Source organism: Burkholderia sp. E168m15, assembly GCF_016586105.1.
Taxonomy (GTDB): domain Bacteria; phylum Pseudomonadota; class Gammaproteobacteria; order Burkholderiales; family Burkholderiaceae; genus Burkholderia; species Burkholderia orbicola.
Genome location: NZ_BCPO01000059.1, coordinates 36,344 through 61,363 on the forward strand (window position 1 = coordinate 36,344; position 25,020 = coordinate 61,363).

At 66.6% G+C, this 25,020-nt stretch carries 24 protein-coding genes and 3 tRNA genes; 12 read left to right on the forward strand and 15 right to left on the reverse strand.

Annotated features, from left to right (window positions below):
* Window positions 1-241: 241 nt before the first annotated feature.
* The 6 genes from JMF86_RS09415 to tig all read right to left on the reverse strand — a co-directional run bounded on the left by JMF86_RS09415 (window position 242) and on the right by tig (window position 6,822).
* Window positions 242-318, reverse strand: a tRNA-Asp gene (locus JMF86_RS09415).
* A gap of 23 nt (window positions 319-341) precedes the next feature.
* Window positions 342-417 (reverse strand) — tRNA-Val (locus JMF86_RS09420).
* Between the two features lie 207 nt (window positions 418-624).
* Entirely contained in the window at window positions 625-3,048 is a 2,424-nt protein-coding gene (lon, locus tag JMF86_RS09425; RefSeq protein WP_011549610.1) for an endopeptidase La, read from the reverse strand.
* Window positions 3,049-3,245: 197 nt separating this feature from the next.
* Complete coding sequence (gene clpX, locus JMF86_RS09430) at window positions 3,246-4,517, reverse strand: ATP-dependent Clp protease ATP-binding subunit ClpX (protein ID WP_077179216.1); 1,272 nt, start codon at window positions 4,515-4,517, stop codon at window positions 3,246-3,248.
* Between the two features lie 164 nt (window positions 4,518-4,681).
* Window positions 4,682-5,335: an ATP-dependent Clp endopeptidase proteolytic subunit ClpP gene (gene clpP / locus JMF86_RS09435; protein ID WP_006496351.1), complete on the reverse strand. Its 654-nt coding sequence runs from the start codon at window positions 5,333-5,335 to the stop codon at window positions 4,682-4,684.
* 140 nt (window positions 5,336-5,475) lie between these two features.
* Window positions 5,476-6,822 (reverse strand): trigger factor, encoded by a 1,347-nt coding sequence (tig, locus tag JMF86_RS09440; protein ID WP_011549609.1) that lies wholly within the window; start codon window positions 6,820-6,822, stop codon window positions 5,476-5,478.
* 391 nt (window positions 6,823-7,213) lie between these two features.
* Between tig and JMF86_RS09445 the strand changes: the two genes are divergently transcribed.
* The gene (locus JMF86_RS09445; protein ID WP_011549608.1) at window positions 7,214-8,359 is read left to right on the forward strand and encodes a glycerate kinase; all 1,146 of its coding nucleotides are present in this window, start codon (window positions 7,214-7,216) and stop codon (window positions 8,357-8,359) included.
* A gap of 62 nt (window positions 8,360-8,421) precedes the next feature.
* Window positions 8,422-8,871 (forward strand): MarR family winged helix-turn-helix transcriptional regulator, encoded by a 450-nt coding sequence (locus tag JMF86_RS09450; protein WP_077179217.1) that lies wholly within the window; start codon window positions 8,422-8,424, stop codon window positions 8,869-8,871.
* A 188-nt stretch (window positions 8,872-9,059) separates the two neighbouring features.
* On the opposite strand, the gene JMF86_RS09455 is transcribed toward JMF86_RS09450, so the two are convergent.
* The gene (locus JMF86_RS09455; RefSeq protein WP_006478573.1) at window positions 9,060-10,058 is read right to left on the reverse strand and encodes a 2-dehydropantoate 2-reductase; all 999 of its coding nucleotides are present in this window, start codon (window positions 10,056-10,058) and stop codon (window positions 9,060-9,062) included.
* Window positions 10,059-10,171: 113 nt separating this feature from the next.
* A complete protein-coding gene (locus JMF86_RS09460) occupies window positions 10,172-11,317 on the reverse strand; it encodes a helix-turn-helix transcriptional regulator (protein ID WP_011549607.1) in 1,146 nt (381 codons plus the stop codon).
* Between the two features lie 132 nt (window positions 11,318-11,449).
* Between JMF86_RS09460 and JMF86_RS09465 the strand changes: the two genes are divergently transcribed.
* From JMF86_RS09465 to JMF86_RS09485, 5 genes are all read left to right on the forward strand, one after another.
* Window positions 11,450-11,623, forward strand: a complete 174-nt coding sequence (locus tag JMF86_RS09465; RefSeq protein ID WP_226292123.1) for a hypothetical protein — start codon at window positions 11,450-11,452, stop codon at window positions 11,621-11,623.
* A complete protein-coding gene (locus tag JMF86_RS09470; RefSeq protein ID WP_011694308.1) occupies window positions 11,620-12,666 on the forward strand; it encodes a porin in 1,047 nt (348 codons plus the stop codon). Before JMF86_RS09465 ends, JMF86_RS09470 begins: the two co-directional genes overlap by 4 nt.
* A 21-nt stretch (window positions 12,667-12,687) precedes the next feature.
* Window positions 12,688-13,896, forward strand: coding sequence for an MFS transporter (locus JMF86_RS09475; RefSeq protein WP_011549605.1), 1,209 nt, complete (start codon window positions 12,688-12,690; stop codon window positions 13,894-13,896).
* A 14-nt stretch (window positions 13,897-13,910) separates the two neighbouring features.
* The gene (locus tag JMF86_RS09480; protein ID WP_077179218.1) at window positions 13,911-15,020 is read left to right on the forward strand and encodes a class II histone deacetylase; all 1,110 of its coding nucleotides are present in this window, start codon (window positions 13,911-13,913) and stop codon (window positions 15,018-15,020) included.
* A 111-nt stretch (window positions 15,021-15,131) separates the two neighbouring features.
* On the forward strand, window positions 15,132-15,359 hold the full coding sequence (locus tag JMF86_RS09485) for a hypothetical protein (RefSeq protein WP_011549603.1): 228 nt from the start codon (window positions 15,132-15,134) through the stop codon (window positions 15,357-15,359).
* A gap of 104 nt (window positions 15,360-15,463) precedes the next feature.
* Here JMF86_RS09485 and JMF86_RS09490 read toward each other — a convergent pair whose 3' ends face one another.
* Entirely contained in the window at window positions 15,464-15,760 is a 297-nt protein-coding gene (locus JMF86_RS09490) for a hypothetical protein (protein WP_011549602.1), read from the reverse strand.
* A 183-nt stretch (window positions 15,761-15,943) separates the two neighbouring features.
* Window positions 15,944-16,030, reverse strand: a tRNA-Leu gene (locus JMF86_RS09495).
* Between the two features lie 235 nt (window positions 16,031-16,265).
* On the opposite strand from JMF86_RS09495, the gene hpnD reads away from it, so the two are divergent.
* Window positions 16,266-17,099 carry a presqualene diphosphate synthase HpnD gene (hpnD, locus tag JMF86_RS09500; RefSeq protein WP_027810329.1) on the forward strand — a complete coding sequence of 278 codons (834 nt, stop codon included), beginning with the start codon at window positions 16,266-16,268 and terminating at the stop codon, window positions 17,097-17,099.
* Window positions 17,100-17,109: 10 nt separating this feature from the next.
* Here hpnD and JMF86_RS09505 read toward each other — a convergent pair whose 3' ends face one another.
* The 3 genes from JMF86_RS09505 to JMF86_RS09515 all read right to left on the reverse strand — a co-directional run bounded on the left by JMF86_RS09505 (window position 17,110) and on the right by JMF86_RS09515 (window position 20,313).
* On the reverse strand, window positions 17,110-18,330 hold the full coding sequence (locus tag JMF86_RS09505; RefSeq protein WP_011549600.1) for a DUF1501 domain-containing protein: 1,221 nt from the start codon (window positions 18,328-18,330) through the stop codon (window positions 17,110-17,112).
* A 67-nt stretch (window positions 18,331-18,397) separates the two neighbouring features.
* The gene (locus tag JMF86_RS09510) at window positions 18,398-19,900 is read right to left on the reverse strand and encodes a DUF1800 family protein (RefSeq protein ID WP_011549599.1); all 1,503 of its coding nucleotides are present in this window, start codon (window positions 19,898-19,900) and stop codon (window positions 18,398-18,400) included.
* A 134-nt stretch (window positions 19,901-20,034) separates the two neighbouring features.
* Window positions 20,035-20,313: a hypothetical protein gene (locus JMF86_RS09515; RefSeq protein WP_006478566.1), complete on the reverse strand. Its 279-nt coding sequence runs from the start codon at window positions 20,311-20,313 to the stop codon at window positions 20,035-20,037.
* A gap of 258 nt (window positions 20,314-20,571) precedes the next feature.
* Between JMF86_RS09515 and ompR the strand changes: the two genes are divergently transcribed.
* The 4 genes from ompR to JMF86_RS09535 all read left to right on the forward strand — a co-directional run bounded on the left by ompR (window position 20,572) and on the right by JMF86_RS09535 (window position 24,051).
* A complete protein-coding gene (gene ompR, locus JMF86_RS09520; protein ID WP_006478565.1) occupies window positions 20,572-21,306 on the forward strand; it encodes a two-component system response regulator OmpR in 735 nt (244 codons plus the stop codon).
* A gap of 41 nt (window positions 21,307-21,347) precedes the next feature.
* Window positions 21,348-22,709, forward strand: coding sequence for an ATP-binding protein (locus tag JMF86_RS09525; RefSeq protein ID WP_011549598.1), 1,362 nt, complete (start codon window positions 21,348-21,350; stop codon window positions 22,707-22,709).
* A gap of 189 nt (window positions 22,710-22,898) precedes the next feature.
* Window positions 22,899-23,447 (forward strand): peroxiredoxin, encoded by a 549-nt coding sequence (locus JMF86_RS09530; protein WP_006478563.1) that lies wholly within the window; start codon window positions 22,899-22,901, stop codon window positions 23,445-23,447.
* A 76-nt stretch (window positions 23,448-23,523) separates the two neighbouring features.
* Complete coding sequence (locus JMF86_RS09535; protein ID WP_006478562.1) at window positions 23,524-24,051, forward strand: carboxymuconolactone decarboxylase family protein; 528 nt, start codon at window positions 23,524-23,526, stop codon at window positions 24,049-24,051.
* 122 nt (window positions 24,052-24,173) lie between these two features.
* Here JMF86_RS09535 and ispF read toward each other — a convergent pair whose 3' ends face one another.
* Together ispF and JMF86_RS09545 are read right to left on the reverse strand one after the other, a co-directional pair.
* Window positions 24,174-24,659: a 2-C-methyl-D-erythritol 2,4-cyclodiphosphate synthase gene (gene ispF, locus JMF86_RS09540; protein ID WP_077179220.1), complete on the reverse strand. Its 486-nt coding sequence runs from the start codon at window positions 24,657-24,659 to the stop codon at window positions 24,174-24,176.
* 29 nt (window positions 24,660-24,688) lie between these two features.
* Window positions 24,689-25,020 (reverse strand): 2-C-methyl-D-erythritol 4-phosphate cytidylyltransferase (locus JMF86_RS09545; protein ID WP_201316965.1); only part of this gene is annotated, 332 nt, incomplete at its 5' end.

Here is a 25,020-nt window from a genome sequence, read left to right on the forward strand (position 1 = left end):
TGGAATCACGACGATACAAATGAAAAAGCCCGCACAAGGCGGGCTTTTTCATTTTCTGGCGGAGTGGACGGGACTCGCCTACCTCCCGCAGGCCGCAGCTGCGCTTGCAAGCGCAGCCCTTCTCGTCCCGCCGGAAGCCGAGCAGGCGGCTTCCTCCGCTCCGCAGTTACGCGCCCGGCAGCGGGCGCAAACCGAACGCACAAACAACAATGCCCGCACAAGGCGGGCATTGTTGTTTGTTTGGCGGAGCGGACGGGACTCGAACCCGCGACCCCCGGCGTGACAGGCCGGTATTCTAACCGACTGAACTACCGCTCCTTGGTCTGGCTGAATCGGGAAACTGGTGGGTGCTGAGGGGTTCGAACCCCCGACCTACGCCTTGTAAGGGCGCCGCTCTACCAGCTGAGCTAAGCACCCGTTTCCGATTCGTTCTGACTGCGATCTGCGTTTGCGCATCAACAATCAGCGAGCCCGCAAGTTTAATTCATCCCCGATCATTTTGCCAAGCCTGCGCGTGAATTTTTTTTAACCCACGCGCTCGCACGATTGTGCTGCGCATAAAAAAAACCCGCGGACATCGCCGCGGGTTTCGTGAACGACCGTCAGCAACGACGGTGCTCAGGGTCAGTGCTTGACGACTTCCGTCGAGCCGGCATCCTTCGCCGCCTCACCGACCGGCGCCGCAGCCTTCGCTTCTTCTTCCGGCGGCAGCGGCGTCGGCGAACGCTCGAGCGCGAGCTCCAGCACCTTGTCGATCCAGCGGACCGGCACGATCTCGATCGCGTTCTTCACGTTGTCCGGAATGTCCGCGAGATCCTTCACGTTCTCTTCCGGAATCAGCACGAGCTTGATGCCGCCGCGATGCGCAGCCAGCAGCTTTTCCTTCAGCCCGCCGATCGGCAGCACTTCGCCACGCAACGTGATTTCGCCCGTCATCGCGACGTCGGCCCGCACGGGAATACCCGTCAGCACCGACACCAGCGCGGTCGTCATCGCACCGCCGGCGGACGGACCGTCCTTCGGCGTCGCGCCTTCCGGCACGTGGATGTGGATGTCCTGCTTCTCGAACGCTTCGTCCTTGATGCCGAGACGACGCGAACGCGAGCGCACGACCGAACGCGCAGCCTCGACCGACTCCTTCATCACGTCGCCGAGCGAACCCGTACGGATCACGTTGCCCTTGCCCGGCATCACCGCGGCTTCGATCGTCAGCAGGTCGCCGCCGACTTCCGTCCACGCGAGGCCCGTCACCTGACCGACCTGGTTTTCCTTCGCCGCGAGGCCGAAGTCGTACTTGCGCACGCCGAGGAACGTGTCGAGGTTCTCGCCATCGACCTTGATCGCGCCCGATGCCTTCTTCAGCAGCAGCATCTTCACGACCTTGCGGCAGATCTTCGACACTTCCCGCTCGAGCGAACGCACACCGGCTTCGCGCGTGTAGTAGCGGATGATGTCGCGGATCGCCTGCTCGGTGACCTCGATCTCGCCGTCCTTCAGCCCGTTGTTCTTCTTCTGCTTCGGCAGCAGGTAACGCTGGGCAATGCTGACCTTCTCGTCTTCCGTGTAGCCCGACAGACGGATCACTTCCATCCGGTCGAGCAGCGGCGGCGGGATGTTCAGCGAGTTCGACGTCGCGACGAACATCACGTCCGACAGGTCGAAGTCGACTTCGATGTAGTGGTCGGCGAACGTGTGGTTCTGTTCCGGATCGAGCACTTCGAGCAGCGCCGACGACGGATCGCCGCGGAAATCCATGCCCATCTTGTCGACTTCGTCGAGCAGGAAGAGCGGATTGCGCACGCCGACCTTCGCGAGGCTTTGCAGGATCTTGCCCGGCATCGAACCGATGTACGTACGGCGGTGACCGCGGATCTCGGCTTCGTCACGCACGCCGCCGAGCGCCATGCGGACGAACTTGCGGTTCGTCGCACGGGCGATCGACTGGCCGAGCGAGGTCTTGCCGACACCCGGAGGCCCGACGAGGCACAGGATCGGCGCCTTGACCTTGTCCACGCGCTGTTGCACCGCGAGATACTCGAGGATCCGTTCCTTGACCTTCTCGAGGCCGAAGTGATCCTCGTCGAGCACCTGCTCGGCGTTCGACAGGTCGTTGTTGACCTTGCTCTTCTTGCGCCACGGCAGGCCGATCAGCGTGTCGATGTAGTTGCGCACGACGGTCGCTTCCGCCGACATCGGCGACATCAGCTTCAGCTTCTTCAGCTCGGCGTCGGCCTTCTTCTTGGCTTCCTTCGGCATGCGCGCGGCGTTGATGCGCTTCTCGAGTTCCTCGAGATCCGCACCCTCCTCGCCTTCGCCCAGTTCCTTCTGGATCGCCTTGACCTGTTCGTTCAGGTAGTACTCGCGCTGGCTCTTTTCCATCTGGCGCTTCACGCGCCCGCGGATGCGCTTTTCGACCTGCAGGATGTCGATCTCGGCTTCGAGCTGCGCGAGCAGGTGCTCGAGGCGCTCGATGACCGGGAACATCTCGAGGATGTGCTGCTTCTGGTCGAGCTTCAGCGGCAGGCGCTCGGCGATCATGTCGGCGAGACGGCCTGCTTCATCGATGCCCGACAGCGACGTAAGAATTTCCGGCGGGATCTTCTTGTTCAGCTTCACGTACTGGTCGAACTGCGACACGATCGCACGGCGCAGCGCTTCCGTTTCGGCGCTATCCGCATGATCGGGCTCGAGCGGCATCACTTCGCAGGAGAACTGCGTCTCCTGTTCTTCGATGGACAATGCCTTCGCGCGCTGCAGGCCCTCGACGAGCACCTTCACGGTGCCGTCCGGCAGCTTCAGCATCTGCAGAATGTTGGCGATACAACCGACCTCGTACATGTCCTTTTCGGTCGGTTCGTCCTTGGCCGCGGTTTTCTGGGCGACGAGCATGATGTGCTTGCCGCCTTCCATCGCTGCTTCGAGGGCCTTGATCGATTTCGGCCGGCCCACGAAGAGCGGAATGACCATGTGCGGGAAAACGACGACGTCCCGCAGCGGCAGCAGCGGGAGCGTGATGCGTTCCGGCGGGAGAAGTTGGGTGCCTGACATTTCATTTCCCCATGAGTGGAATCAATTGTTCGGTAATTGAGGCCGCCACAACGAATTGCAAGCCTTCAAGTGCGGGAAATATTCGGTAAGAAAGTAACCACCGCGTGTCGAGTCAGAGTTACCCACAAGATAAACGAAAAAAAGCCGCCCACGGACTCATGAACGGCCTTTTTCGCTGAACATCGTCGGCAAGCCGGTCAGTTCGAACCCGCCACCTTCGGCGTGTCCACGTAGATCAGCAAGGGCTTGCCGTCCCCATCGATGACGTTCTCGTCGATGATGACCTTGCTGACCCCTTTCATCGTCGGCAGCTCGTACATCACGTCGAGCAATGCCTGTTCGATGATCGAACGCAAACCGCGCGCGCCGGTCTTGCGGCGGATCGCCTTGCGGGCGACTGCCTGCAACGCGCCCGGCCGGATCTCCAGCTCGACGCGCTCCATCGCGAACAGCTTGTGATACTGCTTGACGAGCGCATTCTTCGGCTCGACCAGGATCTTCATCAGCGCAGCTTCGTCGAGCTTGCCGAGCGTCGCGACCACCGGCAGACGGCCGATCAATTCGGGGATCAGACCGAATTTGATCAGGTCTTCCGGTTCCGTTTCGCGCAGCACCTCGCCCGCGTCGCGTTCCTGCTTGCTCTTGACCGTCGCGCCGAAACCGATGCCGGTCTTCTCGGTACGATCGGTGATCACCTTTTCGAGGCCGTCGAACGCGCCGCCGCAGATGAACAGGATGTTGGTCGTGTCGACCTGGATGAAATCCTGGTTCGGGTGCTTGCGGCCGCCCTGCGGCGGCACCGACGCCATCGTGCCCTCGACGAGCTTCAGCAGCGCCTGCTGGACGCCCTCGCCCGACACGTCGCGCGTGATCGACGGGTTGTCCGACTTGCGGCTGATCTTGTCGATTTCGTCGATGTAGACGATCCCGCGCTGGGCCTTGTCGACCTCGTAGTTGCAGTTCTGCAACAGCTTCTGGATGATGTTCTCGACGTCCTCGCCGACGTAGCCGGCTTCGGTCAGCGTCGTCGCGTCGGCGATCACGAACGGCACGTTGAGCAACCGCGCGAGCGTCTGCGCGAGCAGCGTCTTGCCGGAGCCCGTCGGGCCGATCAGCAGGATGTTGCTCTTCGACAGCTCGACGTCGTCCTTCTTGTCGAGATGCTTCAGGCGCTTGTAGTGGTTGTACACGGCCACCGCGAGGATTTTCTTCGCGCGCTCCTGGCCGATCACGTACTGATCGAGGATGTCGCGAATTTCCTGCGGGCTCGGCAGATCCGACCGGGACAGGCTGGCCTCGACGCCGGCGGCAGCCGCCTCGTCGCGAATGATTTCGTTGCAGAGGTCGATACATTCATCGCAGATGAACACCGACGGGCCCGCGATGAGTTTTTTCACCTCATGCTGGCTTTTCCCGCAAAACGAGCAATACAACAGCTTCTCGCTGTTCGAACCTTTTTTGTCCGCCATGAATGTAGAGCCTCCGGACAGGTAAATGACATGATACGCCGATTGCTCCGGACGCCGCGCCTAGGGCGCGACCGGAGCCGGCTGGATGCGCTTGCCGCAGATGCTCAGGGCACTCGGGACGTTTGAGGGCGCCGGCCCGAATCGGGGCGGCACCCCGTTTAAACTCACGGGCGCTTCAACAACACCTGGTCGATCAGCCCGTACGCCTTCGCGTCCTCGCTCGACATGAAGTTATCACGGTCGGTGTCGCGCGCGATGCGTTCGACGTCCTGGCCCGTGTGTTGCGCGAGCAGGTTGTTCAGCCGTTCCTTCAGGTAGAGGATCTCGCGTGCCTGGATCTCGATGTCGGATGCCTGGCCGCGCGCGCCGCCGAGCGGCTGGTGAATCATCACGCGCGAATTCGGCAGCGCGAAGCGCTTGCCCTTCGCACCCGACGCGAGCAGGAACGCGCCCATGCTGGCCGCGAGGCCCATGCACAGGGTCGACACGTCCGGCTTGATGAACTGCATCGTGTCGTAGATCGCCATCCCGGCCGACACCGAGCCGCCCGGGCTGTTGATGTAGAGGCTGATGTCCTTGTCGGGATTCTCGCTCTCGAGGAACAGCAATTGCGCGACCACGAGGTTGGCGGTCTGGTCGTTCACTTCGCCGACCATGAACACCAGGCGCTCCTTCAGGAGACGCGAATAGATATCGTACGAACGCTCGCCGCGGCCGCTCGTTTCGACGACGATCGGCACCAGCCCCAGCGCTTGCGCCTCGAAACCCTGCGGCGCGTTCGAAGCAAGCATGTCCAGCAATTCAGCGCGAGTGATCATTCAATGAACCTTGTTCGAATGGAAAATTGAACGGAAGGAAGCCGCCCGCTCAATCGCCATATTAATGGCAACCGTGCGCTTGACGTAAAAACGGCGTGCGGGCCGTCGCTCCGACAGCCGGCACGCCGCTAGAGCGACACTTACGCTTGCGCCGATGCGCTCGCGAGTGCCTCGAAGCTCACTTCCTTGTCCGTCACCTTGGCCTTGCCCAGCACGAAATCGACGACGTTGCTTTCAACGACGAACGCTTCCATCTCGGCGAGGCGCTGCTGGTTGGAATAATACCAGCGGACCACTTCCTTCGGGTCTTCGTAGCTCTTCGCGAACTCGTCGACTTCCGCGCGGATCTGTTCCGGCTTCGCTTCGAGGCCGTTCGCCTTCACGAGTTCAGCTAGCACGAGGCCCAGCTTCACGCGGCGCTCTGCCTGCTCGGCGAACATTTCGGCCGGGATCGGGGCGTCCTTCGCGTTCGGCACGCCGCGCTGCGCCAGATCCTGGCGAGCCATTTCGACGAGACGTTGCTGGTCCTGCTCGATCAGCGCCTTCGGCACGTCGAGTTCGGAAATCTTCAGCAGCGCGTCCATCACCTGGTTCTTGACGATCGACTGCGTGCGACGCTTCGCTTCGCGCTCGAGGTTTTCCTTGATCTCGGCACGCATCTTCGTGAGGTCGCCGTCTTCGATGCCGAGCGACTTCGCGAATTCCGCGTCGATTTCCGGCAGGTGCGGCCACTCGATCTTCTTCATCGTGACCGTGAACTGCGCCGTTTTGCCGGCGACGTCCTTGCCGTGGTAGTCATCCGGGAACTTGAGGTCGAACGTACGCTGTTCGCCGACCTTCAGGCCCAGCGCCGCCGTTTCGAATTCCGGCAGCATGCGGCCTTCGCCGAGCACGAACGGGAAATCTTCGGCCGTGCCGCCCTGGAACGCGACGTCCTCGATCTTGCCGACGAAGTCGACCGTCACGCGGTCGCCGTTCTTCGCTGCGGTGTCCGCGCCGCCGTCGCCGTGCTCGCCGGCTTCGCCGCGTGCGTGGTAGTGCACGCGCTGCTTGCGCAGGATGTCCAGCGTGCGGTCGATTTCGGCGTCGCCGATCGACGTGGTCGAGCGCTCGACTTCAGCCGTCGCCAGATCGCCGATCTTCACTTCCGGGTAGACCTCGAACGTCGCGTCGAACGCGTACGCGTCCTCGGCTTGCTCCTGCTTCGGCTCGAAGCTCGGCTGGCCGGCGACGCGCAGGTTCTCCGCGCGGCTGACCGTGAAGAATTCCTGGCCGATCTTGTCGCTCAGCACTTCGGCTTCGACCTGACCCGCGTATTGCTGGGCGACCATCTTCAGCGGCACCTTGCCCGGGCGGAAACCCGGCATGCGCACGGTCTTCGCGAGTTTCTGGATGCGGGCATCGATTTCCTTCTGCACGGTGTCTTTCGGCAAAGAAATCGTCACACGGCGTTCAAGCTTGCCGAGATTCTCAACAACGTTAGCCATGGCTTCAATCGTCCTAAAATTATTCGAGCGAATCGGGTTTTCCTTGCCGTGCCTGCCTGCAGCGTGAGGTGCGCACACTCACACGCCGCGCCGGAGCGCCACGCCATCCCTGCACGCGCCGGATGGCTAGCGCAAGCGGCTCGGAGCACGGCTTTGGCCGGAAGAATCGACTATTCTAGCAAACAATTTTCCTCGTACCGCCAGATCAGCACGACACGCATGTGTCCCCGCCCTGCCGACGGCCCGATGCACGGCCATGCGCGCGGATCGCGGCTATGCCGAACGGCGTATCCACCCCGGGCCCGCCATCCTGTAAGCTCCGATAGCGTATGAGCCACCCTCGTGGCTCGACCACTTATTCTTCACACCAATCACGCCTTCCGGAGACACCATGCCGCACCACCCGTCCGCGCCTGTCGTCGTCATCGCGCCCGATTCGTTCAAAGGCTCGCTTTCCGCCGAGCAGGTCGCGGACGCGATCGCCACCGGCATTCGCCGCGCCCGGCCCGACGCGGTCGTGCGGTGCTGCCCGATGGCGGACGGCGGCGAAGGCACGCTCGACGCGATGCTGGCGGGCGGCGGCACGCGGCGCACGTTGCGGGTGGCCGGCGCGTCGCTGGCGGCACGCGATGCGGCGGTCGGCGTGATCGATGCGCGCACCGCGATCGTCGAGACGGCCGAGATCGTCGGGATTACCGACCCGGTCGGCATGAGCGTGCCGGTCGACGCGCGCAGCACGCGCGGGATGGGCGAGGCGATCCGCGCGCTGCTCGACGACGGCGTGCGCCGCTTCTTCGTCGCGCTCGGCGGCAGCAGCACCAACGACGCCGGTGCCGGGCTGCTCGCGGGCCTCGGCCTGCAGTGCTTCGACGCCGACGGCCAGCCGGTCGAGCCGGTGCCGTCGCGGCTCGCCGACATCGCGCGCATCGACGCGTCGGGGCTCGACCCGCGCCTGAAGGAAACGGAATTCGTCGGCATGTCCGACGTCGACAATCCGCTGACGGGCGCGCATGGCGCGACCGCCGTGTTCGGCCCGCAAAAGGGCGTGACGGCCGCACAGGTCGCGACGCTCGATGCGGCCCTCGCCCGCTTCGCCGACCTGCTCGAAGCCGCACTCGACCGCCGCGGCCGCGAGCTGCCGGGCGCAGGCGCCGCCGGCGGCCTCGGTTTCGCGCTGCACATGCTCGGCGCACGCTTCGAGGCCGGTGCCGAAGTAGTGGCGCGCCAGGTCGGGCTCGACGCCGCACTGGCCGGCGCCGAGTGGCTGATCACCGGCGAAGGCCGCTCGGACGTGCAGACGCTGCACGGCAAGGCGCCGTTCATCGCCTGCCGGCACGCGCGGGCCGCCGGTGTGAGCGCGTCGCTGCTGTCCGGCGCGATCGACCCGGCCGCGCTGCCGCGCCTGTCCGAGCATTTCTCCGGCTGCTTTTCGCCGGCTCCCGGGCCGATCACGCTCGACGTCGCGATCCGCGACGCGGCCAACCTGCTCGCGAACGAAGCAGAACAGTTGACACGCCTGAAGTACGGTGCACACTGACCGTTGACCCGAGCGCGCGATACAGGAACAATCGGGCCCGCCCTTTTTCTTCAGGATTCGACATGAAAGGCCGTCAAGCCGGGCTCGATCAGTTTCTAACCTATCGCCTCCATGCGCTCACGAAGCGCTCCGACCGCGGGATCGGCGAGGTGTACCGGCACAAGCTCGACATCTCGCTGCCCGAGGCGCGCGTGATCGCCGCCGTCGGCGCATTCGGCCCGTTCTCGATCATGGATCTCGCGCGCCATACCAATCTCGACAAAAGTCAGGCCAGTCGCGCAGCCGAAGCGCTGCTGCGCCAGGGGCTGCTCGAGCGCAACGCGAGCGACGAAGACGGCCGGATCGTGCTGATCGCACTGACCACCGACGGCCGCGCGCTGCATCGCAAGATCATGCCGATCGTGCGCAAGTGGAACGACGGCTTGCTCGCGTGCCTGTCCGACAGCGAACGCCAGACGTTCGAGCGGCTGCTCGACAAGGTGGTCGCGCACGCAACCGAGCGCGACGACTGAGCCGCGCGTCGGCCCCGGCATCGCCGGACGGCCGAGTGTCGCGGGCAGCATTGATCCGACGAATCAGACGGGTCGCCCGAGTCGCGTCACGCGCGATTCGGGCGACCCGTTTTGCATCATGCGGCGGCATCGCGTGAAGCACGCACCGCCGCGTTGCCGGCTGCGCGTATGCGGCAGCCGGCAACGCGCTACAACCCGCTGTTCGCCGCGCGCTGACGCAATAGTCCGAGCACCGCGTCGCAGTACGGGGTCGGCACGCCAAGCTTGCGGCCGAGCTCCGGAAACACGCCGAGGATCGGCCCGATCTCGAGCGAGCGCCCCGCTTCGAAATCCTGCAGCATCGATGTCTTGAATGCGCCGAGCTTGCGCGTGACCGCGATCCGCTCGGGGCCGCTCATTCCCGTGGATAGCCCGAGCTTCGCGCCGATCGCAGCCGCCTCCTCCATCATCCGCAGTGCGAGATCCTGCGTGAACGGATCGTCGAGCAACTGTTCGGCCGTCGAACCGGTCAGCGCGCTCAGCGGGTTCATGTTCATGTTGCCCCACAGCTTCGTCCAGATCTCGGCCCGGATCGCGGGCGTCGACTCGACGTCGAAACCGCCGGCCGCGAGCGCCGCGGCGAACCGCGCGGTGGCCACGTCGAGCCGCGGATCGGGCGTGCCGACGATCAGCCGGTTGCCGCGCCCGCGACGCACGACGCCCGGCGCGTCGGTACTCGACGACAGGTGCACGACGCAGCCGATCGCCTGCGCGGGCGGCAATGCGGCCGACACCGCGCCGGCCGGATCGACCGCATCGAGCGGCACGCCGTCGATCGCCCCTTCCAGCCCGTGCGTGAACCACCACGGCAGCCCGTTCATCGCCGCGACGATCACCGTATCGGGGCCGACCAGCGGCGCAATACGGGCGGCCAGCGCCGGCAGCGCCTGCGCCTTCAGCGCGATCACCACGTAGTCCTGCACGCCGAGCGCGGCTGCATCGTCGCTTGCCCGCACCGGCACCGACGAGGTTGCACCCGCCTCGTCGATCACGCGCACGCCGTGCGTATTCAGCGCGTCGAGCGTCGTGCCCCGTGCGTACGCGCTCACGGTCATGCCGGCTCTCGACAGCGCGGCCGCGAGCAATCCGCCGATCGCGCCGACGCCAACCACCGCCGCGCGCACCGACCCTGAATTCGTGTCGTTCATGATGGCATTCCGTCTCCTGGAAGCTGACGAGCATAACGCTCAATGGTTGCGGACACAACCAATCCGGCAACGCAATGCGCATCGCGCCGTATCCGTTCGTGCGTTCGTGGGCCTCAGCGCGGCATGCTGCCGGCTTCCATCGCCTCGTCGTCGGTCGCGCCACCCGTCGCGCCCAGCACGCCGGCGATCTGGCTCTTGTCGTGCATGCCGAGCTTGCGGTACGCGCAGCGCAGGTAGTGACGCACGGTCGTCGGCGAGATCGCCATCTGCTGCGCGACCTCCTTGTGCGAACGCCCGGCGCCGTAATAGCGGATCGCCGCGAGTTCGCGCGGGCTCAGCCGGTCGAGCAGCGAGCGCGGCCGCGCCTCGATCTGGAATAGCCCCGCGACCGGCACGCACTGGATGCGCAGCGCGTCGCCGACGAACGGTTGGCCCGACTGGCGCCGCAGGTGCGCGACGAGCGGCTCCGGCACGCGCGCGCCGGCCCACGACGGCCATTCGGTGCGCAGCACGTCGTCGAAACCGTGATCGGCATGGTGCAGCACCCCGAAGTTGTCGCACAGCGCACGCGCCGCCGGCGCGACCGTGTCGGCGCGCTCGCGCGTGAGTTGGGCCGCGCGATTGATCGTCAGCGCGGCGGCCAGATGCGGGATCACTTCCTCGAAACACCGCGCGTCGTCGTCGCTGAACGGCCGGTTCAGGCCCTGGCGATAGATCGACATGAACGTCGTCAGGCCGAAGCGGCGATCGAGCGTACACACGCACATCAATTGCGCGAGCCCGTACTTCACGCACCAGTCGCGAAACCGCGCATCGAGCCCCGGCTCGACGACCGTCAGCCGCACCGCGCGGCCGTGCGCGCCGTGCAACGTGCGGTGCGCGAGCGGATCGCAATCCCGCACGCGCTTCCAGTCGGTGAAGAACGCGTGCGGCAACCGGTACAAAAAGCTGTTGTGCATCACCGGACCGGTCGGCACGTGGGTCGCGACGCCGGTCCACGCGGCATCGAACGGAAAGAGCGCCTGCAGCAGCGAAAAGAACCGGCATTCGAATTCGCCGATGGCGGACTGCGCGGCTACCGCATACAGATCGAGCAGCATCAGCCCGAGTTCGCGCCGCGGCGCGTCGCCGCGCGCGACGCCGTCGAAATCGGCACGCCGGGACGGCCGCGGCGGCCACGCGAATTCGTCGAGGACGATGGCGGCCGGCACGTCGCGCAGCGCGTCGAGATCCTGCCCGATATCCGTCGTGATCCTCACTTTCCGCTCCCCTGCCCGGTCGGGCTGCCGATATGCGCAACGACACCGGCCGATTATAGCCAGCAGCTTTTTTGGCGGGCCACGGCGCCGGAACGCTCGCCAGCCCCATCCATTTGAACGGTGCGCCGCACGTTGCTGCTGCGCAGCACGGTGCACGGCGCCATTGCGCCGCGTTCATGCCGGGCACCGCGGGTTTTCCGCACCGTTCATCTGGACGACTGTTCGACGGTTTTCCCGCTGCGGACACTGCGTCGCGACAACACCAACGACAAACCGATGCAGCACGGTATGGAGAACCCGACGTGACGACACCCCGCTTCATCCGCACGGCCGCGGCCGCCGCGACGCTGGCCGCATGCGGCGCCGCCGCGCACGCGCAGTCCGCCCTCACGCTGTACGGCGCGCTCGACGCCGGCGTGCAATACCTGACGCACGCCGACGGGCATCGTTCGACCGTGCGGTTGCAGAACTACGGCATCCTGCCTTCACAGGTCGGGATCAAGGGTCACGAGGATCTCGGCGGCAGCTGGCGCGCGCTGTTCAAGCTCGAACAGGGCCTCAACCTCAACGACGGCACCGCGACCGTGCCCGGCTACGCGTTCTTCCGCGGCGCATACGTCGGCATCGCGGGGCCGGTCGGCACCGTCACGCTCGGCCGCCAGTTCAGCGTGCTGTTCGACAAGACGCTGTTCTACGACCCGCTCTGGTACGGGTCGTACAGCGGCCAGGGCGTGCTCGTGCCGATGAACGCGAACTTCATCGACCATTCGGTCAAATACCAGTCGCCGACGTTCGCCGGCTTCGACGTCGAGGCGCTCGCCGCGACTGCCGGCGTCGCCGGCAATACGCGCGCCGGACGCGTGCTCGAGCTCGGCGGCCAGTACACGAGCAACGGCCTATCGGTCGGCGCGGTGCTGCACCAGGCGCACGGCGACGTATCGGCGGCCGACGATGTGTCCGCGCGGCGTCGCGAACTCGGCACGCTCGCCGCGCGCTATGCGTTCGCCACGCTGCCGCTCACCGTCTATGCAGGCGTCGAGCGCCTGACCGGCGACCTCGACGCGGCCCGCACGATCGTCTGGGGCGGCGCGCGCTACCTGACGTCGAACGGAATCGGCCTGAACGCGGGCGTCTACCACACCGATTCGCACACGCCGGCGATCGGCCATCCGACGCTGTTCATCGCAAGCACCACGTATGCACTGTCGAAACGCACCGTCGCCTACGTGAACCTCGGCTATGCGCGCAACAGCGGCCAGAGTTCGCAGACCGTCTACGAATACGACCCCACGCCGCTCGCCGGCGCGTCGCAGTTCGGCGCGATGGTCGGCATGTACCACCTGTTCTGATTCACTCAACGAGACCCCGCCATGAAGACCCTGTCCCCGGATGCCTCACTCTCACCCGACGGCCGCGCGTCGACGTTCGCGCGCTCGACGCTGGTCGCGCTCGTCGTGTTCGCGGCCATCACGCCGCTGTTGCTGCTCGTGGCGCCCGCCGTTGCCGGTCAGCTCGCGACGCAGCTCGGCTTGTCCGCGTCGCAGATCGGCACCTACTTCTTCGTGGAACTCGGCGCGTTCAGCCTCGCGACCGCGCCGTCGTACCTGTGGCTCGGCCGCATCGACGCGCGCCGCGTCGCCGCGTTCGCCGTCGTGCTGTTCGGCGCGGGCAACCTGCTGACCGCGCTGTGGATGCCGGGCTTCGCCGCGCTGCTCGCGCTGCGCGCCGTCACCGCGCTCGGCGGCGGCTCGCTGATGGTGCTCTGCATGACGAGCGCGGCGACGAGCCAGAACAGCGACCGCGTATACGGCCTGTGGGTCGTCGGCCAGTTGATCGCGGGCGCGATCGGCCTGTTCGTGTTGCCGCACGTGTTCGCCGCGTTCGGGCTGCGCGCGCTGTATGTCGCGCTCGCCGGGCTCGCGCTGCTCGCGGCGCCGCTGTCGCGCGGCTTTCCGTCGTCGCTCGGCACGCGGACGGCAGCCGCGCATACCGCGCGCGGCGACGCGCCGCCCACGCCGCGACCCTTCGTCGTGCTCGCCATCGGCGCGGTGCTGACGTTCTATCTCGCGATCGGCAGCGTGTGGACGTTCGCGAGCCGCGCGGCGGCCGAGGCCGGGCTCGACCCGCAGACGACCGGCAACGTGCTCGCGATCGCGAGCGTGATGGGCATCGCCGGCGCGGCGCTCGCGTCGTGCGCGGGCGGCCGGCTCGCGCGGCGCGCGATGCTGGCGGCCGGTTACGCGCTGCTCGCGGCATCGCTCGTCGCGCTCGCCGCGATGCGTGACACCGGCGGCTACGGCGCGGCGATCTTCGCGTTCAAGTTCGCGTGGACCTTCGTGCTGCCGTTCATCCTCGCGACAGTCGCGCAGATCGACACGTCGGGCCGCCTCGTCGCGACGCTCAATTTCGTGATCGGCGCGGGGCTCGCCGCCGGCCCGCTGCTGGCCGGCCTGATGCTCGACGCCGGCGGCTCGATGCGCGCGCTGTTCGTGGCCGCGACGGCCGTCGCGATCGTGTCGTTCGCCGCGCTGCGCCACATCGATCGCCGCGCGCGCTCTTCCGTTTCCTCCCAACCGTGACAGGTCACGCATCCATGAATCGCACTGCCTTCTTCACCGACGAACGCACTTTCTGGCATACCGGCGGCACGCACGCGCTGTTCTTCCCAGTCGGAGGCTGGGTCCAGCCGCCGTCGAGCGCGGGCTACGCGGAATCGCCCGATTCGAAACGCCGCTTCCTGTCGCTCGTGCAGGCGTCGGGCCTGGCCGCGCAACTCGACCTGCGTGGCGCCGAGCCCGCGACGACGGCCGACCTGCTGCGCATTCATCCGGCGCACTATCTCGATGCATTTCGCGCGCTGAGCGACGCGAACGGTGGCGACCTCGGCGATCTCGCGCCATTCGGCAAGGGCAGCTACGAGATCGCCGCGCTGTCGGCCGGTCTCGCGATCGTGGCGGTCGATGCGGTCGTCGGCGAGCGCGCGGCGAATGCGTTCTCGCTGTCGCGGCCGCCCGGCCATCACTGCCTGCGCGACCGCCCGATGGGCTTCTGCATGCTCGCGAACATCCCGGTCGCGATCGAGGCCGCGCGCGCGAAGCACGGCATCGAGCGCGTCGCGGTGATCGACTGGGACGTGCATCACGGCAACGGCACGCAGTCGATCTACTACGACGATCCCGATACGCTGACGATCTCGCTGCACCAGGATCGCTGCTTCCCGCCCGGCTACAGCGGCGCGGACGATCGCGGCGAAGGCGCGGGCATCAGCGCGAACCTGAACGTGCCGCTGCTCGCGGGCAGCGGCGACGACGCGTACCGGTATGCGTTCGAGCGAATCGTGCTGCCGGCGCTCGCGCGTTTCCGCCCCGAGCTGATCGTCATCGCGAGCGGCCTCGATGCGAGCGCGGTCGATCCGCTCGCGCGCATGCAGTTGCATACCGACAGCTACCGGTTCATGACGCGCGCGGTAAAGGAGGCCGCGCAGCGCCATTGCGGCGGGCGGCTCGTGATCGTTCACGAAGGCGGCTATTCGGAGGCGTACGTGCCGTTCTGCGGGCTCGCGATCGTCGAGGAACTGGCCGGCATCCGCACCGCGGTCACCGATCCGATGCTCGACCTGGCGATCGCGCAGCAGCCGGGCGCGCGGTTCGTTGCGTTCCAGCGCGCACTGCTCGACGAACTGGCCGCGTCGTTCGGGTTGTAACGCGCGGGAACGGACGTGACGGGGCCGGCCCGCGCCGGCCCTTGCGCGATCCGTGCGGATGGGGTTTCCTGTGTCTTTACCCCTGTTCCGGCACGAGGCCGCACTCTTCCGATGAAATCGTCCCCGCGCGACAACGACAACACCAAAACGCGCCGCCAGCCGTCGAAGCTGGTCCTGAACATCGCCGCCGTGACGGTCGGGCTCATCACGTTCGCGATCGGTGCGGCGTGGGTGATCTACAGCTGGGTCGTCGATCGCGAAGCGCAGTATTTCGCGATTCCGCTGGTGTTCTCGGTACCGGTGATCGTGGCCGTCGCGATCCGCAGCTTCTGGGAATAGGCGCACCGGGCACGACGAAGCGCCGCGGTCAGGCAACGCGCGGCGCTTCGTATCGTGTTTGCTTCAGCTGAAGCGGCGCGCTCCGCGATCCGCTTGCCAGCGAATCACAGGCCAGGCAGCGGACACGGATTCGGGGCTGCGCCCTGATATCCGCCGGCGACGGCACCCAGCGCGGCGCCGGCCGCCAACGTGCCGAGCGTTTTCAGCACGCCCTCGGTCGACAGCGGCTGGCCGTTGCCCGATATTGGGCGCCCCGAGTACGCGGTGCATGCCGACGACGATGCGACCGTCTTCACGGGTTTGGCGCTCCACGCGATATTGTCGGCAGGCGTATTGGCGAAGGCCGGCGCGGCCAGCATCAGCGCCAGAATGGAAATCGGGATACGGAAGGTGTGTTGCATCGGTGGCCCCTCGGTGTCGTCGTGCTGCTTGTATGAAAAGCGAGCACGATATTACACGCGGCCGATTGCTCGGACGAGGTCCGGATGTGTGGCGAGGAAGCCGGCATCAACAAAAAAGCGCTGCGGTCAGCCGACCGGCAGCGCTTTTTCGCGAACGGCCCCTGACAGGGTACGTTCGACTTCTGGTGCGTGAGGCCGGACTCGAACCGGCACACCCTTGCGGGCGTCAGGACCTAAACCTGGTGCGTCTACCAATTTCGCCACTCACGCGCATTTCCGTCGCCTGATCGCGCGGGACGCAAGATGCGTGCTCCACGCGCCCGGGACTTCACGCCGGCCCGAAAACCGGCACGCCCGATCAGGCGAGCGCGAGATTCTACCCGATCCGTGCGGCGTTGTCTCGCCCCGCCGGCGCCCATCGTGCCGCGGTGCTAGAATGCCGCGCTCGACGTTTCGGCAGCGCGCCGCCGCGCGTCCCCCGAACCTGCCCCACCCGATCTCGCCCGTGAACTTCGACGACTACTGTCAGCAAAAGGCCGCCCCCGCCGGCTCGAGCGTCTACTACGCGCTGCGCCAGGCGCCGCTCGCCACGCAGCCGCGCCTGACCGCGCTGTTCGCGCTGCGCCGCGAACTCGAGGAAACCGTCAAGGAAACCAGCGATCCGACCGTCGGACACACGAAGCTCGCGTGGTGGCACAAGGAACTCGCCGCACTGGCCGACGGGCAGCCGTCGCACCCGGTCACGAAGGCGCTCGCGCAGCATCATCCGGCGATCGCCGCCGAAGCCGACGCACTGCGCACGCTCGTCAACGGTTACGGGATGGACCTCGAACAGGCGCGCTACCTCGACTTCGCGAACCTGCAGCGCTATATCGCGCAGGTCGGCGGCACCTTCGCGTCGCTGGTCGCGCGCGCCAGCTCGGCGAACCCGGCCGACCCGCAGCCGTGGGCAGCGGACGTCGGCCGCGCGCTGATGCTCGCGCAATTCGTGCAGGAGCTCGGCAACGACGCGCGCCACGGCCGCATCTATCTGCCGATCGACGAACTGCAGCGCTACAACGTGACCGCGGCCGATCTGCTGAACCGCCGCTACAGTCCGGCCTTCACCGAATTGCTGCAATTCCAGACGACCCGCGCGCGCGACGCGCTCGCGGCGGCCGATGCGGCGATTCCCGCCACCGAACGCCGCGCGCAGCGCACACTGCGGGCACAAATCGCGCTGGCCGGCGCGCTGCTCGACGAAATCGCGCGCGACGGCTACCAGGTGCTGCACCAGCGCATCGCGCTCACGCCGATCCGCAAGCTGTGGATCGCGTGGCGCGCCGCGCGTCGCCGCTGAGCGGCCCGCATCACGCCTTCAGCAGCGGCAGCGTGTCGAAACGCTGCTGCAGCACGCGCGTCGCATCGAGCCCCCACCAGGACCCAAGCACGGTCGCGTAAAGCTGGCGAAAATCGACCGCGACCGGCAGGTTGCCGTTGCCGTCGAGCCGCCCGAGCGCCGGCGGCGCGCCGTACAGTCCGCCCGACACGCGGCCGCCCATCACGAAATGCGGCGCGGCCGTGCCGTGATCGGTGCCGTTGCTCTGGTTCTCGCGCACGCGCCGCCCGAATTCCGCATACGTCATCACGAGCGTCTCGTTCCAGCGCCCGAGTTCGATCAACGCCGCGCGCATCGCGCTCATCCCTTCCGCGAACTGCTTGAGCAGCGCGGCCTGCTGCCCCGGCTGGTTCTGGTGTGTGTCGAAACCGTTGAGCGTCAGGCGCAGCACCGCGACCCCATCCTGCGCGCCGGGCCCGGACGCTTCGCACGCGGCCAGCACCTGCATCGCGGTCTTGACCGACGTGCCGAACGCGCCAGCCGGAAAGGCCGTCCTGAATTCCCGCATCCCGCCGCGCGGGCGCAGCCGGTCGGCCGCCTTCACGATGTCGTTCTCGACGTCGATGATGTGCGCGAGCGCCGGGTTCTGCTCGCGCAGCGACGACGGCTCGGCGAGCCGGGCCGCGCGGATGAACTGCGCGGGATTGACGAGTGCGATCGCGCGCGCGCCGTTCGACAGCGGTCCCATCTCGGCGCTGCCGAGCACGACGCCGTCCGCGGCGAAACCGGGCGGCACGGGCGCCTGCGCGAACGTGCGCGTGAGCCAGCCTTCGTGCAGGTACTGATCCGAGCGCGATGCGGTGTCCCAGATCTCGATCGAACGGAAATGCGACAGGTTCGGCTGCGGATAGCCGACACCCTGCACGATCGCGACCTGTCCGTCGCGCCACAGCGGCATCAGCGGCGCGAGCGACGGGTGCAGCCCCGTCTGCGCGTCGAGCTGCAGCACCTGCTCGCGCTTGATGCCGATGCTGCGCCGGAACTGGTAGTACAGCGGGTCGGCATACGGCACCACCGTGTTGAGGCCGTCGTTGCCGCCCTTCAGCTCGACGAGGATCAGCACGTTCGCATACCCGGCCGCGGCCTTGCGCCCCGCCTGCGTCGCGGCGGCCGCCATCGCGGGCGCTTGCCACATCGACACACCGGCCGCCGCCGCGGCGCCCGTCAGCGTCAGAAAATCACGTCGGTTCATCGCACATCCTCTGGTTCGCCGCCCGGCGCGTTGGCCGCGGCGACTGTCCGCTTCGTCGTCGTTCGCATCATTTCAGTTGATAGGCCGGATCCATCAGCAGCGCCTCGAGATACGCGCTGCCGGTCGAATCCGTGTCGATCGCCGCGACCGGCGAGAGTTGCAGCACCGCGTGCTGCAACTGCAGTTCGGTCGACAATCCCGCGATCGCCTGCGGCCGCGCCCGATACTGGGCCAGCCAGCGCTCGAGGTCGAAACGCAGTCCGCCGCGCGCGGGCTTCGCGGGCGTGCCGCGCGGGCCGGCGCCGGACGCCGCGTCGGCCACCGGCATCGCATGCGCACGCGCGTTCGGCGGCGGCGCGATCGTACGAGCCGGCGGTCGCATCCCGGCCGTCTCGGTCGCGCGGAACAGCTGCTCGACGAACTGCTTGCGCGACAGCAGCGTGGTGCTGTTGATCCACAGCGCGCCGCCCGGCCAGCCCTTCACGTTCGGCGGATAGAACAGGTTCTGCCCGAGCGTGCGCACGGTGTCCGCGAGCATCTGCGGATCGCCGTACGCCACGTCGAACAGCCGCACCGACCCGACGACGAATTCCGCCGGCGACTTGACCAGCACGCCGCGGTTGCGCGGATCCCAGAACGCGTCGGTCGACCACAGCGCGGCGAGCGCCGCGCGAATGTCGTAGCCGCTCGCGCGAAACCGTTCGGCCACCGCATCGAGCGTGCCGGGCTCCGGCGTATCGGACACGAACTCGCGCCACAGCTTGCCGGCGATGAAGCGCGCGGTGCCCGGCCGCTTCAGCAGGATGTCGAGAAAGTCGTCGCCGTCGAACGGCCCGGTTTCGCCGAGGATGGTCTTGTCGCCGGCATCGTGCCATTCGGGCCGCACCACGAAGCGCAGCGTGTCGGGATCGACGGTCCAGCCCGTCATCGCGCGCGCGGCTTCGGTCACGTCGTATTGCGTGTAGTGCCCTTCGCCGAGCGTGAACAGCTCCATCACCTCGCGCGCGAAATTCTCGTTCGGCCGCCCCTTGCGATTGCTCGCGCCGTCGAGATACTGGAGCATCGCCGGGTCCTTCGCGACCGCATGCAGCAGCGTGCCGAAGTTGCCGAGCGCCTCGCGGCGAAACAGCGCGTTCTGCGCGGCCATCGTCTGCGGGTACGGCACCTTGTCCTGCCCCGACGTGAAATGCCCATGCCAGAACAGTGTCATGCGTTCGGTGAGCGGCGACGGCGTCGCGACCATCTCGTTGACCCAGGCCGCCCGCAACGCATCGTAGCGGCGATTGCGCTCGCGCTGCTCGTCGCGCCGCATGTCGGGCGTCAGCGCCTGACGCTGCGCGCGCGTGGGCGGCGGCTCGGCGAGCCAGTCGGGCCACGTCGTGACGGGTTCGTGTCGCGCGCTGCCGAGCGTGTCGGCCACGACCTGCGCGCGCGTCATGCCGACGATGCGCGCGACCTCGGCGGGCGCGGGAGAGAAACCGGTGCGACTCAGGAAAAACAGCGCGTCGTCGGCATCGAGCGGCGACTGCATGGCAGGCGACGGCGCCGGTGCGGCAGCGTTCGCTTTCATCGTCATGGACTCCCGGAACGCACCGGCGGTGCGGATGCCCGTACAACGGCATTCGGCAGCCGAAAGTTGACGGAAAAAGTGCTACGAATTCTTTCCGCGCGGAGATTTCCGCGCAAGGCGAACGACGGCACGCGTCAGCGCTTGTACAACTCGCGAACGGCGTCTTCGATGTGCTGGCGTAACAGGTGCCGCTCTTCGGGCGTCATGTGCCCGTCGCGGCGGCGCTGTTCGAGATCGGGAGGCACGGCGGAACGGACCGTCATATCGGCGGCGCGATCGGGCTGCGGCGCTTTGCCGCGCGGCAGCTTGCGCGACGATGCGCCCTGCTCGGGGCGCTGCGCATACGCGAAGTTCGACGCATACGGACCGGCAAGCGCGATCGTCAGCATCAGTGCAATCCGGGCAGATCGCATGACCGTCCTCGCTTCTTTGGTCGATTTGTTCCCTTCGTCACGCGGCAACCGGTTACCTCTGGTACTTGAAAAACCCTGCGGAATTCGGGTGTACAAAGATGAAAGATGGAGTGCAGGGGAGTATCTACCGAATTTCGGCTTCGAGTAAAGGAATCTCTATAGCCTGCCTTTACTCGGCGCGACACTACGGGTAAATTTTGTAACCGACTGTAACGCACGAAAATCCCCGGCCGTGCGTCAATTCCCATTCGCGATAAGATGCCGATCATGGAAACGAAAAACCCCTCCAAGATTCTCGTCGTCGACGACGACCCTCGCCTGCGCGATCTGCTGCGCCGCTATCTCGGCGAACAGGGTTTCAACGTCTACGTCGCGGAAAACGCGACCGCGATGAACAAGCTCTGGGTGCGCGAGCGTTTCGACCTGCTCGTGCTCGACCTGATGCTGCCCGGCGAGGACGGCCTGTCGATCTGCCGCCGGCTGCGCGGCAGCAACGACCGCACGCCGATCATCATGCTCACCGCGAAGGGCGAGGACGTCGATCGCATCGTCGGCCTCGAGATGGGCGCCGACGATTACCTGCCGAAGCCGTTCAACCCGCGCGAACTGGTCGCGCGCATTCACGCGGTGCTGCGCCGCCAGGCGCCGGCCGAACTGCCGGGCGCCCCGTCGGAAACCACCGAGGTGTTCGAGTTCGGCGAATTCTCGCTGAATCTCGCCACGCGCACGCTGACGAAATCCGGCCAGGAAATTCCGCTGACCACCGGCGAATTCTCGGTGCTGAAAGTGTTCGCGCGTCATCCGCGCCAGCCGCTGTCGCGTGAAAAGCTGATGGAGCTCGCCCGCGGCCGCGAATACGAAGTGTTCGACCGCAGCCTCGACGTGCAGATCTCGCGCCTGCGCAAGCTGATCGAACCCGATCCGGGCAGCCCGCGCTTCATCCAGACCGTCTGGGGCCTCGGCTACGTGTTCATCCCGGACGGCGCCGCCTGAGCTTTTTCCTTCCCGGCTTCGCCCCGTCCACGGCCCGTCCCATGCGTATCGACCGGCGCCTTTTGCAGCTCGCGTTCGGCGGGCTGTTCTGGCGCACCTTCCTGCTGATCGCGCTGCTGATCTCGGTCAGTCTCGCCGCGTGGTTCCAGAGCTTTCGCGTGATCGAGCGCGAGCCGCGTGCGCAGCGCGTCGCGCTGCAGCTCGTCGCGGTCGTGAAGCTCACGCGCACCGCCCTGCTCTATTCCGATCCCGACTTGCGGCGCGCGCTGCTGCAGGATCTCGAGAGCAACGAGGGCGTGCGCGTGTACCCGCGCGAGAAAACCGACAAGTTCAAGCTGCAGCCCGACGAATCGCTGAATCGCCTGATCGAACACGACATCCGCAGCCGTCTCGGCGACGATACCGTGATCGCGCAGTCGGTCAACGACATTCCCGGCGTGTGGATCAGCTTCAAGATCGACGACGACGACTACTGGGTCGCGCTCGACCGCGACCAGCTCGACAACGTCACGGGCCTGCAGTGGGCCGGCTGGGGGCTGTTCGCGCTCGCGCTGTCGCTGTTCGGCTCCGCGTTCATCACGAGCCTCGTGAACCGGCCGTTCTCGCGGCTCGCGCTCGCCGCGCGCCAGGTCGGTTCGGGCCAGGCGCCCGAGCCGCTGCCCGAGCGCGGGATGGGCGTCGCGGCCGAAACCAACCGCAGCTTCAACCAGATGGTGCGCGACCTCGAACAACTCGAGGCCGATCGCGCGCTGATGCTCGCGGGCATCTCGCACGACCTGCGCACGCCGCTCGCGCGGCTGCGGCTCGAAACCGAGATGAGCCCGTCCGACCAGGCGACCAAGGACGCGATGGTCGACGACATCGAACAGATGGACCGCATCATCGCGGCCTTCATCGACTACGCGCGCCCGTCGCAGCGCAAGCCTGAGCCGGTCGACCTGTCGTCGATCGCGCACGAAGTCGCCGCGCGCGTGTCGGGCGAGGACGGCGTCGAGATCCGCACGCGGCTCGCGCCGAGCGCGATCATCGAAGCCGACGAAACCGACATGCGCCGCGTGATCGGCAATCTCGTCGAGAATGCGCGCAAATACGGCCAGAGCAAGCAGGACGGCATCTCGCGCATCACGCTCGAGACGCGCGTGTCGCATGCGCGCGTCGAGCTGTCGGTGAGCGACGAAGGCCCCGGCATCCCCGAGGATCAACTGCCGCTCGTGATGCGGCCGTTCTACCGCGTCGACACCGCGCGCACCAAGGCGGACGGCACGGGCCTCGGGATGGCGATCGTGCTGCGGCTCGTCGGCCGCTACCGCGGCGCGCTGCGCCTGCGCAACCGCCACCCGGACGCCGGCCTCGAAGTCACGCTCGAATTCCCCGGTGCCGGCAAGGCGCGTGCGACCGCGTGACGCGTTCGCGCACGCATCTTGCGCGTCACACTATCGACGCGGTTGACAAAAGCTATGAGAGTCGTTAGTCAAAATCTATTGAAGCGACTTGCCAATAGTGTTATAGTTTTACCCATGCTGTCACATCATCGTTGCAGCACCGAGGTAGCTTGACTCAGTCTTCTTCCCAACTCACACAGGAGTATCCGCATGAAAACCGTGGGCGATAAACTCGAAGCTTTCACCGTCGTAGCCGCGAAGCCGGGCTTCAATAATCACGAGGAAAACGGCCAGTCGGCGTTCGAGACCGTCACCGAAGCGTCGTTCCCGGGCAAGTGGAAGATCATCTACTTCTATCCGAAGGATTTCACGTTCGTGTGCCCGACGGAAATCGTCGAATTCGCGAAGCTCACCAAGCAGTTCGAAGAGCGCGACGCCGTCCTGCTCGGCGGCAGCTCGGACAACGAATTCGTGAAGCTCGCATGGCGCCGTGAACACAAGGATCTCGACAAGCTGAACCACTACTCGTTCGGCGACGTCAAGGGCGAACTGATCGACCAGCTCGGCGTGCGCGACAAGGAAGCCGGCGTGGCCCTGCGTGCAACGTTCATCGTCGACCCGGACAACACGATCCAGCACGTTTCGGTGAACAACCTGAACGTCGGCCGCAGCCCGGAAGAAGTCCTGCGCATTCTGGACGGCCTGCAAACGGACGAACTCTGCCCGTGCAACCGCGCAGTCGGCGGCGCAACGCTGTAAGCGTAGCAATGCACGAAGCCCGCGGCGCACGTCCTGCCTGCGGGCTTTTTTAACGGCCAACCCATAGGAGATATCAATGGAATTCATCGACTCGATTAAGGCACGTATCCCCGACTACGCGAAGGACATTCGCCTGAACCTCGACGGCACGATCTCGCGCTCGTCGCTCGAAGGCACCGACGCGGTCGGCGTGGCGCTGGCGGCGGCCATCGCGGCGAAGAGCACGGTGCTCGTGAAGACGATCCGCGAAGCCGGCGTGCTGTCGCCCGAAGAGACGAACGCCGTGCTGACGGCGGCCGCGCTGATGGGGATGAACAACACCTGGTATCCGTATGTCGAGATGGCCGACGACGCCGACCTGAAGACGCAGCGCGCCGAACTGCGGATGGGCGCGTATGCGACGCACGGCGGCGTCGACAAGCGCAAGTTCGAGATGTACGCGCTCGCCGCGTCGATCGTCGGCAAGTGCCACTTCTGCGTGAAGTCGCACTATGCGCTGCTGAAGAACGAGCAAGGAATGACCGTCACGCAACTGCGCGACGTCGGCCGCATCGCGTCGGTGATCAACGCCGCCGCGCAGGTGATCGCCGCCGAAGGCGAATAAGCGATCCGGCCGCCGGCCCTGAGCCGCGCGTGCTGCAAACGAAAATGCCACGCATTCGCGTGGCATTTTTCATTTCGGCGACGCGGCGCGCGGCGTGAACCGCACGCCGCCACGGCCGGACGTCAGGCACCCTGCTTGATCAGCAGCGCGGCGGCCTGCGCCTCGATCCCCTCGCCGCGGCCGAGATAGCCGAGCTTCTCGTTGGTCTTCGCCTTCACGTTCACGCGCTCGAGCGGCAGCCCGAGATCCGCCGCGATGTTCGCGCGCATCCCGTCGATATGCGGCGCGAGCTTCGGCGCCTGCGCGATCACGGTGCTGTCGACGTTCTGGATCGTGAAGCCGGCCGCCTTCACGCGCTCGGCGCACGCGCGCAGCAGCACGCGGCTGTCCGCGCCCTTGAACGCCGCGTCCGTGTCGGAGAAATGGCGGCCGATGTCGCCGAGCGCCGCCGCGCCGAACAGCGCGTCGGTGATCGCATGCAGCAGCACGTCCGCGTCCGAGTGGCCGAGCAGGCCGCGCTCGTACGGAATCGTCACGCCGCCGATGATGAGGGGGCGCCCTTCGACGAGCTGGTGCACGTCATAGCCTTGTCCGATTCTGAAATCCATGCGTAATCCGGTTTGAGATGGGGTGAAAGTCAGGAAGCGTTCGCGGGGCGTGTGAGGATCGCCTCCGCGAGCGCGAAATCTTCCGGGTACGTGACCTTGAAGTTGCGCAGGCTGCCCTGCACGACGCGCGGCGTGTGGCCGGCCCATTCGATCGCGCTCGCTTCGTCGGTCAGGTCGTGCCCTTCGCGCTGCGCCCGCAGGATCGCTTCGCGCAGCATGCCGATGCGGAACATCTGCGGGGTCTGCGCCTGCCACAGGGCGTCGCGCGACTCGGTGCGCGCGATCGCGTCGCCGCCGGCCGGCACCCGCTTGAGCGTGTCGGCCACCGGCAGTGCGACGATCCCGCCGACCGGGTCGTCCT

Excerpts from the sequence above, each read along its gene's own strand:
- lon (WP_011549610.1), bottom strand. The coding sequence starts at position 3,048 with ATGTCAGGCACCCAACTTCTCCCGCCGGAACGCATCACGCTCCCGCTG.
- clpX (WP_077179216.1), bottom strand. The coding sequence starts at position 4,517 with ATGGCGGACAAAAAAGGTTCGAACAGCGAGAAGCTGTTGTATTGCTCG.
- clpP (WP_006496351.1), bottom strand. The coding sequence starts at position 5,335 with ATGATCACTCGCGCTGAATTGCTGGACATGCTTGCTTCGAACGCGCCG.
- tig (WP_011549609.1), bottom strand. The coding sequence starts at position 6,822 with ATGGCTAACGTTGTTGAGAATCTCGGCAAGCTTGAACGCCGTGTGACG.
- JMF86_RS09445 (WP_011549608.1), top strand. The coding sequence starts at position 7,214 with ATGCCGCACCACCCGTCCGCGCCTGTCGTCGTCATCGCGCCCGATTCG.
- JMF86_RS09450 (WP_077179217.1), top strand. The coding sequence starts at position 8,422 with ATGAAAGGCCGTCAAGCCGGGCTCGATCAGTTTCTAACCTATCGCCTC.
- JMF86_RS09455 (WP_006478573.1), bottom strand. The coding sequence starts at position 10,058 with ATGAACGACACGAATTCAGGGTCGGTGCGCGCGGCGGTGGTTGGCGTC.
- JMF86_RS09475 (WP_011549605.1), top strand. The coding sequence starts at position 12,688 with ATGAAGACCCTGTCCCCGGATGCCTCACTCTCACCCGACGGCCGCGCG.
- JMF86_RS09480 (WP_077179218.1), top strand. The coding sequence starts at position 13,911 with ATGAATCGCACTGCCTTCTTCACCGACGAACGCACTTTCTGGCATACC.
- JMF86_RS09485 (WP_011549603.1), top strand. The coding sequence starts at position 15,132 with ATGAAATCGTCCCCGCGCGACAACGACAACACCAAAACGCGCCGCCAG.
- JMF86_RS09490 (WP_011549602.1), bottom strand. The coding sequence starts at position 15,760 with ATGCAACACACCTTCCGTATCCCGATTTCCATTCTGGCGCTGATGCTG.
- JMF86_RS09505 (WP_011549600.1), bottom strand. The coding sequence starts at position 18,330 with ATGAACCGACGTGATTTTCTGACGCTGACGGGCGCCGCGGCGGCGGCC.
- JMF86_RS09510 (WP_011549599.1), bottom strand. The coding sequence starts at position 19,900 with ATGAAAGCGAACGCTGCCGCACCGGCGCCGTCGCCTGCCATGCAGTCG.
- JMF86_RS09515 (WP_006478566.1), bottom strand. The coding sequence starts at position 20,313 with ATGCGATCTGCCCGGATTGCACTGATGCTGACGATCGCGCTTGCCGGT.
- ompR (WP_006478565.1), top strand. The coding sequence starts at position 20,572 with ATGCCGATCATGGAAACGAAAAACCCCTCCAAGATTCTCGTCGTCGAC.
- JMF86_RS09525 (WP_011549598.1), top strand. The coding sequence starts at position 21,348 with ATGCGTATCGACCGGCGCCTTTTGCAGCTCGCGTTCGGCGGGCTGTTC.
- JMF86_RS09530 (WP_006478563.1), top strand. The coding sequence starts at position 22,899 with ATGAAAACCGTGGGCGATAAACTCGAAGCTTTCACCGTCGTAGCCGCG.
- JMF86_RS09535 (WP_006478562.1), top strand. The coding sequence starts at position 23,524 with ATGGAATTCATCGACTCGATTAAGGCACGTATCCCCGACTACGCGAAG.
- ispF (WP_077179220.1), bottom strand. The coding sequence starts at position 24,659 with ATGGATTTCAGAATCGGACAAGGCTATGACGTGCACCAGCTCGTCGAA.